Source organism: Pseudomonas sp. JL23 (assembly GCF_056933585.1).
In genome coordinates this window covers 72,173-86,717 of the sequence record NZ_CM167795.1, presented here as the reverse complement: position 1 = coordinate 86,717, position 14,545 = coordinate 72,173, and the positions used below count along the sequence as shown (strand labels likewise).

Annotated in this window: 14 protein-coding genes; 8 read left to right on the top strand and 6 right to left on the bottom strand. The window is 59.3% G+C overall.

The window, feature by feature from the left end; all coding sequences use genetic code 11:
* Positions 1-163 precede the first annotated feature (163 nt).
* Both ilvD and AC1Z24_RS00405 read right to left on the bottom strand, forming a co-directional pair.
* Entirely contained in the window at positions 164-2,011 is a 1,848-nt protein-coding gene (gene ilvD, locus AC1Z24_RS00410) for a dihydroxy-acid dehydratase (RefSeq protein WP_483744147.1), read from the bottom strand.
* A 412-nt stretch (positions 2,012-2,423) separates the two neighbouring features.
* Positions 2,424-2,939: a dermonecrotic toxin domain-containing protein gene (locus AC1Z24_RS00405; RefSeq protein ID WP_483744146.1), complete on the bottom strand. Its 516-nt coding sequence runs from the start codon at positions 2,937-2,939 to the stop codon at positions 2,424-2,426.
* Between the two features lie 319 nt (positions 2,940-3,258).
* Here AC1Z24_RS00405 and AC1Z24_RS00400 point away from each other — a divergent pair, with 319 nt between their 5' ends.
* Positions 3,259-4,941: a DUF4153 domain-containing protein gene (locus AC1Z24_RS00400; RefSeq protein WP_483744145.1), complete on the top strand. Its 1,683-nt coding sequence runs from the start codon at positions 3,259-3,261 to the stop codon at positions 4,939-4,941.
* Positions 4,942-5,068: 127 nt separating this feature from the next.
* Here the strand turns inward: AC1Z24_RS00400 and AC1Z24_RS00395 are convergent, their stop codons facing one another.
* Positions 5,069-6,265 carry a class I SAM-dependent rRNA methyltransferase gene (locus tag AC1Z24_RS00395; protein WP_483744144.1) on the bottom strand — a complete coding sequence of 399 codons (1,197 nt, stop codon included), beginning with the start codon at positions 6,263-6,265 and terminating at the stop codon, positions 5,069-5,071.
* A 312-nt stretch (positions 6,266-6,577) separates the two neighbouring features.
* On the opposite strand from AC1Z24_RS00395, the gene AC1Z24_RS00390 reads away from it, so the two are divergent.
* From AC1Z24_RS00390 to AC1Z24_RS00380, 3 genes are all read left to right on the top strand, one after another.
* Positions 6,578-7,390 carry an HDOD domain-containing protein gene (locus AC1Z24_RS00390; protein WP_483746761.1) on the top strand — a complete coding sequence of 271 codons (813 nt, stop codon included), beginning with the start codon at positions 6,578-6,580 and terminating at the stop codon, positions 7,388-7,390.
* Positions 7,391-7,420: 30 nt separating this feature from the next.
* Positions 7,421-8,233: a bifunctional DNA-formamidopyrimidine glycosylase/DNA-(apurinic or apyrimidinic site) lyase gene (gene mutM, locus AC1Z24_RS00385; RefSeq protein WP_483744143.1), complete on the top strand. Its 813-nt coding sequence runs from the start codon at positions 7,421-7,423 to the stop codon at positions 8,231-8,233.
* 114 nt (positions 8,234-8,347) lie between these two features.
* On the top strand, positions 8,348-8,701 hold the full coding sequence (locus AC1Z24_RS00380) for a multidrug transporter (protein WP_483744142.1): 354 nt from the start codon (positions 8,348-8,350) through the stop codon (positions 8,699-8,701).
* A gap of 11 nt (positions 8,702-8,712) precedes the next feature.
* Here the strand turns inward: AC1Z24_RS00380 and AC1Z24_RS00375 are convergent, their stop codons facing one another.
* The 3 genes from AC1Z24_RS00375 to AC1Z24_RS00365 form a co-directional block, all read right to left on the bottom strand.
* Positions 8,713-8,964 (bottom strand): YfhL family 4Fe-4S dicluster ferredoxin, encoded by a 252-nt coding sequence (locus AC1Z24_RS00375; RefSeq protein ID WP_259101132.1) that lies wholly within the window; start codon positions 8,962-8,964, stop codon positions 8,713-8,715.
* A gap of 91 nt (positions 8,965-9,055) precedes the next feature.
* Complete coding sequence (gene coaD / locus AC1Z24_RS00370) at positions 9,056-9,535, bottom strand: pantetheine-phosphate adenylyltransferase (protein WP_259101130.1); 480 nt, start codon at positions 9,533-9,535, stop codon at positions 9,056-9,058.
* Positions 9,536-9,681: 146 nt separating this feature from the next.
* The gene (locus AC1Z24_RS00365; RefSeq protein WP_483744141.1) at positions 9,682-11,091 is read right to left on the bottom strand and encodes a coniferyl aldehyde dehydrogenase; all 1,410 of its coding nucleotides are present in this window, start codon (positions 11,089-11,091) and stop codon (positions 9,682-9,684) included.
* 232 nt (positions 11,092-11,323) lie between these two features.
* On the opposite strand from AC1Z24_RS00365, the gene AC1Z24_RS00360 reads away from it, so the two are divergent.
* The 4 genes from AC1Z24_RS00360 (at position 11,324) to AC1Z24_RS00345 (ending at position 14,461) form a co-directional block, all read left to right on the top strand.
* Positions 11,324-11,602 (top strand): DUF2790 domain-containing protein, encoded by a 279-nt coding sequence (locus AC1Z24_RS00360; RefSeq protein ID WP_483744140.1) that lies wholly within the window; start codon positions 11,324-11,326, stop codon positions 11,600-11,602.
* A gap of 263 nt (positions 11,603-11,865) precedes the next feature.
* Entirely contained in the window at positions 11,866-12,609 is a 744-nt protein-coding gene (locus AC1Z24_RS00355; RefSeq protein WP_483746760.1) for a YkgJ family cysteine cluster protein, read from the top strand.
* A 221-nt stretch (positions 12,610-12,830) separates the two neighbouring features.
* Entirely contained in the window at positions 12,831-13,919 is a 1,089-nt protein-coding gene (locus AC1Z24_RS00350; protein ID WP_483744139.1) for a catalase family peroxidase, read from the top strand.
* The gene (locus AC1Z24_RS00345; protein WP_483744138.1) at positions 13,916-14,461 is read left to right on the top strand and encodes a cytochrome b; all 546 of its coding nucleotides are present in this window, start codon (positions 13,916-13,918) and stop codon (positions 14,459-14,461) included. The genes AC1Z24_RS00350 and AC1Z24_RS00345 overlap by 4 nt, the downstream gene beginning before the upstream one ends.
* Positions 14,462-14,545 lie beyond the last annotated feature (84 nt).

The following is a 14,545-nucleotide window of genomic DNA, read 5'->3' as shown; positions in this document are numbered from 1 at the left end:
TTGAGCGAAACACACGAGAGCTCTGGGTCACTGACAGCACCCATGTGGGACCGGCTTCAGCCGGGAAGGCGCAGGCAGTATCGATATATCTCTTTCGCCAGCTACATCTCTTCCCGGCTAAAGCCGGTCCCACAAAAGCCACATCAACTCAGCGAGTCAGTCCTTACGGCACCAACTTATCCAACATCGCTTTGTCCCGCACGGCGCCCTTGTCGGCGCTGGTGGCCAACAGGGCGTAGGCCTTGAGGGCGGTGGTGACTTTGCGTGGACGCGCCTCGACCGGTTTCCAGCCCTTCTTGTCCTGCTCGGCACGGCGCTGGGCCATCTCGGCGTCGTCGATCATCAGGTTGATCGAACGGTTCGGGATGTCGATCAGCACTTTGTCGCCGTCGCGCACCAGGCCGATGGCGCCGCCTGCTGCCGCTTCCGGCGAGGCGTGGCCGATGGAAAGGCCCGAGGTACCGCCCGAGAAACGGCCGTCGGTCAGCAGTGCGCAGGCTTTGCCCAGGCCCTTGGACTTCAGGTAGGACGTCGGGTAGAGCATTTCCTGCATGCCCGGGCCACCTTTCGGGCCTTCGTAACGGATGATCACGATGTCGCCCGCTTTCACTTCGTCAGCGAGGATGCCGCGTACAGCGCTGTCCTGGCTTTCGAAGATCTTGGCGTTGCCTTCGAAGACGTGAATCGACTCGTCGACACCGGCGGTTTTCACTACGCAGCCGTCCAGAGCGATGTTGCCGTACAGCACGGCCAGGCCGCCTTCTTGCGAATAGGCGTGCTCGACACTGCGGATGCAGCCGTTTTCACGGTCGTCGTCCAGGGTGTCCCAACGGGTCGACTGGCTGAACGCAACCTGAGTCGGGATACCGGCCGGGCCTGCCTTGAAGAAGGTGTGCACCTCTTCATCGGTGGTCTGGGTGATGTCCCACTTGGCGATGGCTTCGCTCATGGTCTTGCTGTGCACGGTCGGCATTTCGGTGTGCAGCAGGCCGCCACGGGCCAGCTCGCCGAGGATGCTGATGATGCCACCGGCGCGGTGCACGTCTTCCATGTGGTACTTCTGGATGTTCGGCGCGACTTTGCACAGCTGCGGCACTTTGCGCGACAGGCGATCGATATCGCGCAGGTCGAACGGGATCTCGGCTTCCTGGGCAGCGGCCAGCAGGTGCAGGATGGTGTTGGTCGAGCCGCCCATGGCGATGTCCAGCGTCATGGCGTTTTCGAACGCCTTGAAGTTGGCGATGTTGCGCGGCAGCACCGAGTCGTCGTTGCCCTGGTAGTACTGTTTGCACAGGTCGACAATGGTGCGGCCGGCGCGCAGGAACAGTTGCTCGCGGTCGCTGTGGGTCGCCAGCACCGAACCGTTGCCCGGCAGGGCCAGGCCCAAGGCTTCGGTCAGGCAGTTCATCGAGTTGGCGGTGAACATGCCGGAGCACGAACCACAGGTGGGGCAGGCGCTGCGCTCGTACTCGGCGACTTTCTCATCACTGGCGCTGGAGTCGGCAGCGATGACCATGGCGTCGACCAGGTCCAGGCCATGGCTGGCCAGCTTGGTCTTGCCCGCTTCCATCGGCCCGCCGGAGACGAACACCACTGGGATGTTCAGGCGCAGAGCGGCCATGAGCATGCCGGGGGTGATTTTGTCGCAGTTGGAGATGCAGACGATAGCGTCGGCGCAGTGAGCGTTGACCATGTATTCCACGGAGTCGGCGATGATTTCGCGGCTCGGCAGGGAATACAGCATGCCGTCATGGCCCATGGCGATACCGTCATCGACCGCGATGGTGTTGAATTCCTTCGCCACACCACCGGCGCGCTCGATCTCACGGGCGACCAGTTGGCCGAGGTCCTTGAGGTGCACGTGACCCGGCACGAACTGGGTGAAGGAGTTGGCGATGGCGATGATCGGTTTCTTGAAATCTTCGTCCTTCATGCCCGTGGCGCGCCACAAGGCACGTGCGCCAGCCATGTTGCGGCCGTGGGTGGACGTTTTCGAGCGGTAATCAGGCATTGGAGCACTCCGGCAAAAAAGGCTAATCAGAACAGGGAGTGAGCTTCTGTAGGCTTCATCTGCACGCGTCAGTCAACGCTGCAACGAAGGAACCGCACGCAACGGGATCACCGGGCGCTCGGCTTGAGCTCATAAACCCGCCGGGGATGACTGGCGATGAATACCGGCGATTCTACACCTGAAGGGGGGCGATGGCATGCCGGTGATGCAGGGGAATGATGAACAGTGCGCTGTCGCTCGGCACACACAGTGGGTGATGGGGTAAATTCTGAGGGGCGAACTCTGTGAGAGCGAATTCATTCGCGAAGGGGACGGTACATTTTGATTGGCTGAAATACCGCTTTCGCGAATGAATTCACTCCCACAACCGTATTGGTGATGCAATTCAGACAGTGACGTCACATTGACTGATTCAACGCCTTACAATACTTTGAATCTTGTGCAGATAAGTCTGGCCCTGCACCGGCATGAACATAATCGAGGTTTCACTCCAGCTCGACGGCAGTCGACTGACTTCCTCAAAATAACTCGCCACACGATCGACTTTGTCTTCCGGCACCAGATTTATCATGTAATCCAGACCGCCCGGTTTACCCAAAAATTCGCCCAGAACATAACCTGTACGCTTCCAATCGTAATGTTCATAGAAAATACGATCACCTGGCGATTGCGGTTGCTCCGGCACATAAAGAATGTACTGGTCGGATGCCCCACGAATCACAAACAGGCGCTTAAGGTTTGCGCCGCCGTGTTGCGGCATATGGATGCTGCCGATCTCCACGCCGTCATCATCCGATGCCTGCTCGGCGTAGATGACCTGATGAATCAGCTCGGCACCGTCCTGGCTCAGAAGCCCACGGGATTGTTGATCGGCAACCATGCGGGCCATATTGTCACGAATATAATCAACCGACGTTTCGTCAATCATCTTTTAAATTCCATTTAATTAGAGAAGTTCACTTGATGAACCGCCGGGTTCATCAAGATGCAAAAAAGATATCAACCGACTTGCCGGATAGAAGCATATTTATTTATATAAACGTACAATTCGAAGTTTCCCGATAAACTATTGCAGGTATCACCGCCCGCCTGCCACACCTTTCACCGGTGTTAGGTCTACACGTCCTACATCTGAATAACTATGCAGGGTATCGTGCAACTTAATGCCTCGTCTGTGGCCAATATCACAGCCCTCCGCAGGCCATCTGGCTAGACTTGCCATCCCCACAACCTCAAAAGGAATTGTAATGCCCGCCCTTAAAGGCTCGCTGTATTTCTACCTGACCGTCGCCGTGGTCCAGGCACTGGTGTTGCTCGCGTTAGTCGACCTGGAGCACCCCGCGCTGGTCGCGGCGGTGATATCACTGGTGCTGGTGGTGGGAACCAATCTGCAACTGCTCGGCGAACAGGCCGGACAGCGGCGTACCTGGCTGGGGATATTGGGCCTGGGGCTGCTGTTCGCGGCGGTCAGCGCTTGGGTATTGGGCTACACCGGCGCCGACATTCCCGCAGATTCGCGGCTGGCGGGTTGCTGGATCATGAGCGCCCTGGCTGCCGGTTATATCGCCACGGCGCTGATCCAGGCCTGGCCGGGGCAGCAGAGCTATCTGCCGCCCTATGAGGTGCTGTTCCGCCATGCCTGGAACAATGGCTTTATCGTCCTGCTGGCGCTGTTGCTGACCGGTCTGTTCTGGCTACTGCTGTGGTTGTGCAGCCATCTGTTCAGCATGCTCGGCATCGATGCTTTCGACCGACTGTTCTCCTCCACAGAATTCATTATCTTCAGCCTGGCGCTGCTGTTTTCCCTCGGCATGCGCATGGGCCGGGAAAACGCCCAAGTCATCGCCCTGTTGCGCGGCGTATTGCTGACCTTGTGCCGATTCCTGATGCCGCTGGCGGCGCTGATCGTGCTGCTATTTACCGCGACCTTGCCGTTTACCGGCCTCGCCACCATCTGGCAGACCGGCTACTCGACGCCGATCCTGCTGTGCATGGTGGCGGTGAGCATCTTCCTGATCAACGGCGTATTCCAGGATGGCCTACAGCCGACGGGCTACCCGCGCGCAATGGTCGCGCTGATCAACCTGAGCCTGTTGTGCCTGCCGATCCTCGCCGGGCTGGCGGCTTACTCCACCTGGCTGCGCATTAACCAATATGGTCTGACACCCCAACGCTTTTCGGCAATGACGCTGGTCATCCTGAGCATGTTCTACAGTCTGGCTGTGGCCGGGGCGGTGATCCTGCGGCACAACACCTGGCTGGGCAGCCTGCGCATCAGCAACCCTTGGCTTGCCATGCTGACTTTCGTGATCCTGGTCGCCACCAATACCCCATGGCTTAACCCGCTGGAACTCAGCGCACGCAACCAGATAGCGCGCCTGCTCGACGGCCGCACCGCCGTCGCCGACTTCGATGCCAACGCACTGCGCAACGGCACCGGCGAGATCGGCCGGCGCCACTATCAGGCCCTGCTGGAAAAAATCGCCAGGGAACAACTGTTCGACAAAACCTCCCGCGACCTGCTGCTGGCCGACGAGCCAACGGCAGATTGGGAGCGCTACCGCCAACGCCCGAAAAACCTCACCTGGATCGGCCCGCCCGTCGAAGGCAGCGAACAGTTCGCCGAGCAGGACGTCGGCGAAATGCCCTGTGATGGCGTCGGCTGTGTGCTTTGGGCAGTGGACCTGAACGACGATGGCCAGCCGGAAGTACTGGAGATCTCCAAGAAGGACTCGGAATACCCGATCTACTTCTTCACTCGCAGTGCCGAAGGTAAATGGACCCAGGCCGGACTTGTGAACGGGATGCGCAATACCTTCCAGGTCATCGAACTGATCGAGAAGGGTGAGGGAAAGGTGATGAAGCCGGCGTTCAATAATCTGGAGTTTGGTGGGGTACGGTTTACCCCGGAGCCTACGGAAAAACCCTGAGATTTATCTGTGTGGGAGCCGCCTTGGTGGCGATGATGGCAGCTCAGTCGCTAAAGCTGCTGGCCTCCGGCGAGCGCTTCGCACTCGATCGCCACCAAGGCGGCTCCCACATAAAACGTGATATTGATCAGCTATTGGGCAGCAATCGCACCGTCATGCTCTTGATATAGCGCGTCTCGACGATCGCCGGGTGCACCGGGTGGTCCGGGCCCTGGCCACCGCGCTCGAGCAGCTGGATATTGCGGTCCAGATGGCGGGCGCTGGTCAGCAGGATGTTCTGCAGGTCGTCTTCAGGCAGGTGCATCGAGCACGAGGCGCTGATCAGGATGCCGTCCTTGTTGAGCAGGCGCATGGCCTGTTCGTTGAGGCGACGGTAGGCGCCTTCGCCGTTTTTCAGGTCTTTCTTGCGTTTGATGAACGCGGGCGGGTCGGCCACGATCACGTCGAAACGCTCTTCGCTGGCTTTCAGCTCTTTGAGAGCTTCGAAAACATCGCCTTCGATGCAGGCGACTTTTTCGCTGAAACCGTTGAGGGCGGCGTTGCGTTCAACACCGTCCAGAGCGAAGGACGAAGCATCGACGCAGGTTACGTCGCTGGCGCCGAAGGCCGCAGCCTGGATACCCCAGCCGCCGATGTAGCTGTACAGGTCCAGTACACGCTTGCCCTTGACGTACGGGGCCAGACGCGCGCGATTCATGCGGTGGTCGTAGAACCAGCCGGTCTTCTGGCCGCCCATGACCGGCGCTTCGAATTTCACGCCGTTCTCTTCCAGCGCGACCCACTCCGGGACCAGGCCGAATGCGGTTTCGACGTAACGGTTCAGGCCTTCGGCATCGCGGGCAGCGGAGTCGTTCTTGAACAGGATGCCACTTGGCTTGAGCACCTGGACCAGGGCAGCCAACAGGTCTTCCTTGTGGTTTTCCATGGTGGCGGAGGCCAGTTGCACCACGAGGATGTCACCGAAACGATCAACGACCAGACCCGGCAGCAGGTCGGAATCGCCGTAGACCAGACGATAGAAAGGCTTGTCGAACAGACGCTCACGCAGGGACAGGGCGACGTTGAGGCGATGCACCAGCAGCGACTTGTCCAGCGGCAGCTTGACGTCGCGCGACAGCAAACGCGCACAGATCAGGTTGTTGGGGCTCATGGCGACGATGCCCAGCGGCTTGCCGCCCGCCGCTTCCAGTAAAGCCTGATCACCGGCGGCGAAACCGTTCAGCGGGGTCGCCGCGACATCGATTTCATTGCTGTAGACCCACAGGTGGCCGGCGCGCAGGCGACGGTCGGCGTTGGCTTTGAGGCGCAAGCTAGGCAGAGACATGACGTCGCTCCGAAAAAAAGAGCGGGATTATAGCGCGGGATTCCGTGTCGTAACGGCCAACGGGCTAATTAAGCAACGAATGTTTAGAGTCACGACGGCAGTTGTAGGACTTGCGATGTCCCAAGGAATTTTTTTTCGGCGCCCAAGGTCTTTATCTACATAGGCTTACGCGATTCTGAAGGGTGGCATGGTGCCTTGGCGGTGTGGTTCAGCGCTCGGGAAGGGGTAGAATCGCGGCCTGACCCTGAGTGTGTACTTATGTCCCAAGAGCTGACAGCCGAGCAAATTACCGAGGCCCTTCAAGGTATCACTGTGCCACCACAGCCACAGATCATGGTTGATCTGCAGATGGAACAGTACATGCCGGACCCGGACCTGGGTGTGATTGCCCGACTGATTTCGCAAGACCCCGGCCTGTCCGGCGCGCTGCTGAAAATCGTCAATTCGGCCCACTATGGTTTGTCCAACAAGATCGCTTCGATCGAGCGCGCGGTTAATCTGCTGGGCAGTCGCTCGGTGATCAATATCATCAACGCCCAGTCGATCAAGGGCGAGATGAGCGACGAGACCATCGTCACCCTTAACCGCTTCTGGGACACCGCACAGGATGTCGCCAACACCAGCCTCACGCTGGCCAAGCGCATCGGCTCCCAGACGGTGGACGAGTCCTACGCCCTGGGCCTGTTCCATGATTGCGGCATTCCGCTGATGCTCAAGCGCTTTCCCGACTACATGGATACCCTCGAAGAGGCCTACGCCAATGCCGGGCCGGAAACGCGGGTGGTCGACACCGAAAACACGGTGCTCAACACCAATCACTCGGTGGTCGGCTACTACACGGCCAAATCCTGGCGCCTGCCGGATCATGTCAGTAACGCCATAGCCAACCACCACAACGCATTGGCGATCTTCAAGGACGACACTGGCAGCAATCCGCCGTTGAAGAACCTGCTCAGCGTGTTGAAAATGGCCGAGCATATCTGCGAGTCCTATCGGGTGCTCGGCAATCAGACCGAGGATCGAGAGTGGGCCACCATTGGCCACCTGATTCTCGATTATGTCGGTCTGTCGGAATACGATTTCGAGAACCTCAAGGAAAGCATCCGCGAACTCGGCGCGCGTTGATCCTGAGCGCCGCTGCCTATCGAGCCATTCATGCCTGAATTACCTGAAGTTGAAACCACCCGCCGGGGCATTTCCCCTCATTTGGTGGGGCAACGCGTCAGCCGCGTAATCGTCCGCGACCGCCGCCTGCGCTGGCCGATCCCTGAAGACCTTGATGTGCGCCTGTCCGGGCAGACCATCGTGCAGGTCAATCGCCGCGCCAAGTATCTGTTGATCGAAGCCGAGGTCGGCACCCTGATCAGCCATTTGGGCATGTCAGGCAATCTGCGCCTGGTGGAGGCGGGGCTGCCTGCGCTCAAGCATGAGCACGTCGATATCGAGCTGGAATCGGGCCTGGCCCTGCGCTACACCGACCCGCGGCGTTTCGGCGCCATGCTGTGGAGCCTGGATCCGCTCAATCATGAACTGCTGATTCGTCTGGGTCCTGAACCGCTGACCGACCTGTTCGATGGCCTGCGCCTGTTCGAGCTGTCACGCGGACGGTCGATGGCGGTCAAGCCGTTCATCATGGACAACGCCGTGGTGGTCGGGGTCGGCAATATCTACGCGACCGAAGCGCTGTTCGCCGCCGGTATCGATCCGCGCCGCGAGGCTGGCAGCATTTCCAAGGCGCGTTACGTGAAGCTGGCGGTAGAAATCAAACGTATCCTGGCCCACGCCATCGAGCGCGGCGGCACGACGTTGCGCGACTTCATCGGTGGCGACGGCCAGCCGGGCTACTTTCAGCAGGAGCTGTTCGCCTACGGGCGGGGCGAGGAGCCGTGCAAGGTGTGTGGCACGACACTGCGAGAGGTCAAGCTGGGGCAAAGGGCCAGTGTGTATTGTCCGAAGTGCCAGAAGTAGGCAGTTGCAACTGGAGTGTTGGTAACAAAACCCATACACCGCAGCACTTGCTTAACCGATAGCCCGGTTTATAGTGAGCAGCATTCAATTTTGTTGAGCCTGAAGGATCACGCCATGCGCCCGTTTCGTATTCTTGCTGCCACTCTGGCGCTGCTTCTGGGCATGCAGGCCATGCCTGCCATGGCTGAGAAAGAAGCTCACGGCAGCGGTGATCCGGTCTACAGCATTCAGAACCCGCCTACCTACGCCATGGTCGGCGACCTGATCATCGCGCGTCCGCTGCTGATTGGCGCAACGATCATCGGCACGGGCCTGTTCATCATCGCCTCACCATTCGCAGCGCTGGGCGGCAACCTCAAAGAAACTGGCAATGCGCTGGTGGTAGGCCCGGCCAAAGCAGCCTTCGTGCGCTGTCTGGGCTGCTCCGGTGACGGCTATGGCGACAACAGTGGCACTCTGGAGCGCTGATCGGCGCCAGATCAGGCCTTGCTGGTCAGAATCAGGTATTTAGCCATCAAATCGTCCTTGCTCTCGACATGGGCTTCATCCAACGGGATGCAGTCCACGGGGCAGACTTGCTGGCATTGCGGCTCATCGTAGTGACCCACGCACTCAGTACACAGGTTCGGATTGATCACGTAGATCTCTTCGCCTTGTGAAATCGCCTCGTTCGGGCACTCGGGTTCGCAGACATCGCAGTTAATGCAATCGTCAGTGATGATCAGGGACATGAAACACTCCAGCCGCGGCCGACGCCGGGGCATACAAAAGCCAATGCGGCGAATTGTGCCGCATTAGACCTTTATATGCACCCCGACCTTTCTATCGCTTGAAGCGTTCAGTCAACGCTTCGGCCACTGCAGGGTGCACGAACTTGCTGATATCGCCGCCCAGAGCCGCGATTTCACGGACCAACGTCGAAGAAATGAACGAATAACGTTCCGAAGGCGTGAGGAACAGACTTTCGACGTCCGGCGCCAACTGGCGATTCATATTGGCCAGCTGAAACTCATATTCGAAATCGGAAACCGCCCGCAGGCCGCGCAGAAACACGTTGGCGTTCTGCTCCTTGGCAAAGTGCGCGAGCAAGGTGGAGAACCCCATGACCTCCACGTTTGGCAGGTGTTTAGTGACCTCTCTGGCCAGCTCCACGCGCTGTTCCAGTGCAAACAGCGGGTTTTTCTTCGGGCTGGCGGCGACAGCGATGATCACATGATCGAACAGGCGCGAGGCGCGTTCGACCAGATCGCCATGGCCCTTGGTGATTGGGTCGAAGGTGCCTGGGTACAACACTCGGTTCATCGCGTCGTCCTGATCGGGAGTCCGTTGGGGAATCGGATGGTATCGCAGCAATCCCGGTCGGCCAAGTCGGGCAAAGGTCTAGTGCACCGCAACAGAGTACTGGCTGTCATTGCGCAAACGTTTAAACCACACGTTGCGACAGCTGCCTAGCGAATAAACAGCCTATACACCCAGCGCAAAATCGCCTTGCCGTAGGGCGGGTAAATCAGCCGCGCGGCGTTGAAACGCTGTTTGATGAACACGCCCTTGGCCTTGCTGAACGTCATGAAGCCCTCGCGCCCATGGTAATGCCCCATCCCGGAAGGCCCGACGCCGCCGAAAGGCAAGTCATCCTGGGCCACATGCAGCAAGGTGTCATTCAGGCAAACGCCGCCGGAATGCGTCTGTTCCAACACACGCGTTTGCTCGCCCTTATCGTAGCCAAAATAATATAGCGCCAATGGCCGAGGGCGATGGTTTATGTAGGCCAATGCCTCAGCGAGGTCGGTATAGGGGACGATGGGCAGCAACGGCCCGAAGATTTCGTCTTGCATGACGCTCATCTCGTCGCTGACGTTCAGCAACAGACTGAACGGCAGCCGCCGCCCCTGGCTCTGTTCGAACAGCGAAATCACCCGCGCGCCCTTGCTGCGAGCATCTTCCAGATAGTGATTGAGCCGGGCCAGCTGTCGCTCATTGATGATTGCGGTGTAGTCCGGGTTATCCGCCAGGGTCGGATAAAACGCCCTGACCGTCTGGGTGTAGGCCTCGACGAAGCCTTCGACACGATCATGGGGCACCAGTACGTAGTCCGGCGCCACACAGGTCTGCCCGGCATTCAGGGTCTTGCCGAAGGCAATGCGTTCGGCGGCATCCTTGAGTGGTACATCGGCAGATACAATGGCCGGGGACTTGCCCCCCAGCTCGAGGGTAACCGGCGTCAGGTTTTCTGCTGCAGCGCGCATGACATGCCTGCCGACGCTGGTCGAGCCGGTAAACAGCAAATGATCGAAAGGCAAGCGGGAGAACGCCATGCCCACCTCGGCTTCACCCAGCACCACGGCGACCAGATCCTCGGGGAACACCCGAGCGAACAGGCGTTTGAGCAACTCTCCAGTGGCCGGGGTGGATTCACTGAGTTTGAGCATCACTCGATTGCCTGCAGCCAGGGCGCCGATCATTGGGCCGACGGCGAGAAACAACGGGTAATTCCACGGCACGATAATCCCGACCACGCCCAGTGGCTGATAAACCACCCTGGTCGACGCCGGCTGAAACGCCAGGCCAACCCGGCGACGCGACGGTTTCATCCATTGCTTGAGATGCCGACGCGCGTCCTTGATACCCAGCAGACTGGGCATCAGTTCGGCCAGGCGGGTTTCATCAGCGCTGCGATGGCTGAAGTCCTGGCTGATGGCGGCAATCAGTGCCTCCTGCTCACTCAACAGCAGGTCGCGCAGGCTTTTCAGCCATTGCAGACGTTGACCCAGCGCAGGCAGCGGATTGGCGGCATAAGCCTGGCGCTGCAGAGCGAACAGGCGGTCGAGCTCAGAGGCGGGTTGTGCAGGGCCGGACATGACAGAGCTCTCGTATAAACGGTAACGCCCTGTTTAGAGCCTTGGCACAGAGAAGTCAAATACCCGCGTGATAACCATTAATAGTGAAATAAGCAAACATCGATACCACTGATGTCTCCTATCGATCGCAAATATTTACCCTTCATTCAATAACCGCGCAGAATCAACTCCAGAAGCCAACGAACAACCGCTTGGTTCACTTTAGACTCAAACTAATTTATTGGAGATTCACATGAAATACGTAGCCTTTGCCGCACTCTCATTGTTCAGTGTTTTTGCCTCGGCCAATGAACTTACCTACACCTCTGCCAGCGCCAAACCGCTGACCCAGGTAGAGCAGTATAACCAACACAAAGGCTTGGACGTCGCCAAAGTCACCGGCGTCAGCAACTCCCAAGACCCTGAAAAATTCGACGGTCTGGTTAAAACCCAGCTGACTTACGTGGATAGCACCGGTGCAAAACACAGCCTTGAATACACCACCATGGGTTACGGTCGTCAAAACGGTTAATTGATTCTGGCGCTACTATGCTCAATGTAAAAAACAAAACGCCGCATTCTGTGCGGCGTTTTTTATTTTAAATATATCCAATAGTTTTTTTGAATGAATACGATTCCCCTCAGGAGCGGCGTTAGCCGCGAGGGCGACACGATTAAAAAAGTGAAGTGATCCCAAGTCCTCCCAAATAGTTAAACAAAATGTGAACACCTTAACACCTGCGAACCGACATACTTGCCGCCTTCCAAGAAAAAATCCGGTGAGGTGGCAAGTTGATCAGCACAACCTATTCATGCGTTGGTTGCGGCAAATGCTGTAACGATCATCATGTGCCGCTGACATTGGCCGAAGCGCGGCGCTGGGCGGGGGATGGCGGCACGATCATTGTACTGGTCGAAGCCTTTCTCGATAGCGGCCTCGGCATTACCGATACGCAACGCGAACACGCCCTGCGCCGATCCGTGCGGGTCAGCAGCGGCACCGCGCACGCCTGGCTGGCGATTACCTTTGCCGCCTACAACGCCGGTCCCTGCCGGAACCTGGATGCCGATAACCGCTGCGGTATTTACGAGTCGCGCCCGCTGGTCTGTCGCATCTATCCGATGGAAATCAACCCGCACATCCCTCTGCGACCTGAACGTAAGGACTGCCCACCCGAGTCCTGGGAGCAGGGGCCGCAGTTGATTGTCGGTGGGCAACTGGTCGATACGGAGCTGGCAGCGCTGATTGAACAATCGCGCCAGGCAGACCGCGAGGACATTCGCGCCAAGGCCGCCATTTGCGCACGCCTGGGCATCAGCACCACCGCCTTGAAGAGTGATGGCTTCGCCACTTACCTGCCGGACAGATCCGCGTTCCTTGCCGCAGCCGCACAAGTCGATGAGGCTGACGGCGACCATGGGTGGACGTTCCAGCTGGCAGATCAGAATCTGGCCGCCAGCCTTCTGCAGCAAGGCGCGGCACTCGGCTATTCGGGCCATGCGCCTTGTACCTTCATTCCATTGGCTCAACAGCCATAAGCTGCGAGTCGCCAGACCCGACATTTGCGCGCATTCGTTATAGCCCGCCTGCCTTCCTCGCCCCCACAGTAACTGCCGCTCAGGCACCGTTGAGCCGAGCGGCCGCCTGACCAGCGCTACTCCGGCCGTCAGCCACTATATTTCTATACCGGAATAAGCCGCCCTGAGCGGCGTCACACTATTCCTACTTTTTATAGAGGCCGAAGGCCCGGAGTTTCCCGATGAGTGACCGTGAACCACCCTTGCACCCTAAACCGCCGCCACTAAGCAATTCGGCCATCATTCTGCGTCTGGCAGGCATCGGCATTGTGGTCGGCATTGCCGCCGCCACCTTTGCCTACGTCAGTGGCGCCCTTGACCCACAACGCCTGACGCCCGCGCGAATCGTCGACACCTTCGAACACAACAACGGCGTATTCCCCGGCTACCGCCGCAATCACCCCAAAGGCCAATGCGTAGCGGGTTACTTCGAAAGCAATGGCGCTGCCGCTTCCCTGTCCACAGCCCAGGTTTTTGCCAGCGGCCGTACGCCCATCATCGGCCGCTTCGCCCTGCCCACCGGCAATCCGTACTCGCCGGACAGCGCTGCGCCGATCCGCAGCTTTGCCGTGGAGTATCGGCAGGCCAACGGTGAACAGTGGCGCAGCGGCATGAACAGCATGCCGGTGTTTCCGGTGGCCACGCCCCAGGCGTTTACCGACCTGCTCAAGGCCACCGCGCCAGACCCGAACACCGGCAAGCCCGACCCGGCCAAGCCCCCGGCATTCTTCGCCGCGCACCCGGAAGCACAGCCGTTCCTGGCCTGGGTGAAAACTGCCAAGCCGTCTGCCAGCTTCGTCACCGAGACCTACAACAGCGTCAACGCGTTTGTCCTGGTCAACGCCAGCGGCCAGCGTCAGGCCGTGCGCTGGAACCTGGTGGCTCAAGCGAAAGACCCGGCACCGACCCCGGACGCCAAGGACTATCTGGAAAGTGACCTGACTCAAAAAGTAGCCAGCGGCCCGCAACGCTGGGACCTGGTGCTGACCCTGGCCAACCCCGGCGACCCTACCGGCGATGCCACCAAACAATGGCCTGCCGAGCGTAAGACAGTGAACGCCGGCACCCTGGTGGTGGACAGCACCACACCGCAGCTCAGCGGTGACTGCCGCGATATCAACTTCGACCCGCTGGTGCTGCCAAGTGGCATCGAGGGCTCAGACGATCCATTGCTCGCCGCCCGCTCGGCCGCCTACGCGACGTCCTACATGCGCCGCACCGCAGAAGTCGATCAATTGCAGGCGGCACCCGCCAAGGGGCAACAGCCATGAACCAGCCAACTTCACATTTCGCGCCACTGGCGCGCCTGCTGCACTGGCTGATGGCCGTGATGGTGATCGCCATGCTGTTTATCGGTGCCGGTATGGTGGCGTCGGTCTCCGAGCGGCATGAATGGCTGTTGCATCTGCACAAGCCGCTGGGCATCGCCATTCTGCTACTGGTGATCGTGCGCATTGTCGTACGCCTGTCGACGACCCAGCCGCCGCTGCCAGCCGACCTGCCTGCATGGCAAGCCCTGGCCGCCAAGCTTTCCCACTACCTGCTGTACGCAATGATGCTGGCGATGCCGCTGATTGGTTGGGCCATGATTTGCGCCGCCGGAGACCCGGTGATGCTCAGCAGCTCGATCCGCCTGCCATCGATTCTGGCCGCCAATGCCGAGACCTTCGCCTTCCTGCGCAAAGCTCATCGCTACCTGGCCTACCTGTTTTTCCTGACCATCCTCACCCATCTCGCGGCGGCGCTTTTTCATGGCTGGATCAGAAGGGACGAGGTGCTGGGCAGCATGTTGCGCGGCAAGCCGAGGGGATAAACACAGCTTTTGTGGGAGCCGGCTTGCTGGCGATAGCGGTGACATGAGCGACGCAGATCGACATGGCTCACGCTGTCGCCAGTT

Coding starts and splice junctions, on each gene's coding strand:
- ilvD (WP_483744147.1), bottom strand. CDS start 2,011: ATGCCTGATTACCGCTCGAAAACGTCCACCCACGGCCGCAACATGGCT.
- AC1Z24_RS00405 (WP_483744146.1), bottom strand. CDS start 2,939: ATGATTGACGAAACGTCGGTTGATTATATTCGTGACAATATGGCCCGC.
- AC1Z24_RS00400 (WP_483744145.1), top strand. CDS start 3,259: ATGCCCGCCCTTAAAGGCTCGCTGTATTTCTACCTGACCGTCGCCGTG.
- AC1Z24_RS00395 (WP_483744144.1), bottom strand. CDS start 6,265: ATGTCTCTGCCTAGCTTGCGCCTCAAAGCCAACGCCGACCGTCGCCTG.
- mutM (WP_483744143.1), top strand. CDS start 7,421: ATGCCTGAATTACCTGAAGTTGAAACCACCCGCCGGGGCATTTCCCCT.
- AC1Z24_RS00380 (WP_483744142.1), top strand. CDS start 8,348: ATGCGCCCGTTTCGTATTCTTGCTGCCACTCTGGCGCTGCTTCTGGGC.
- AC1Z24_RS00375 (WP_259101132.1), bottom strand. CDS start 8,964: ATGTCCCTGATCATCACTGACGATTGCATTAACTGCGATGTCTGCGAA.
- coaD (WP_259101130.1), bottom strand. CDS start 9,535: ATGAACCGAGTGTTGTACCCAGGCACCTTCGACCCAATCACCAAGGGC.
- AC1Z24_RS00365 (WP_483744141.1), bottom strand. CDS start 11,091: ATGTCCGGCCCTGCACAACCCGCCTCTGAGCTCGACCGCCTGTTCGCT.
- AC1Z24_RS00360 (WP_483744140.1), top strand. CDS start 11,324: ATGAAATACGTAGCCTTTGCCGCACTCTCATTGTTCAGTGTTTTTGCC.
- AC1Z24_RS00350 (WP_483744139.1), top strand. CDS start 12,831: ATGAGTGACCGTGAACCACCCTTGCACCCTAAACCGCCGCCACTAAGC.
- AC1Z24_RS00345 (WP_483744138.1), top strand. CDS start 13,916: ATGAACCAGCCAACTTCACATTTCGCGCCACTGGCGCGCCTGCTGCAC.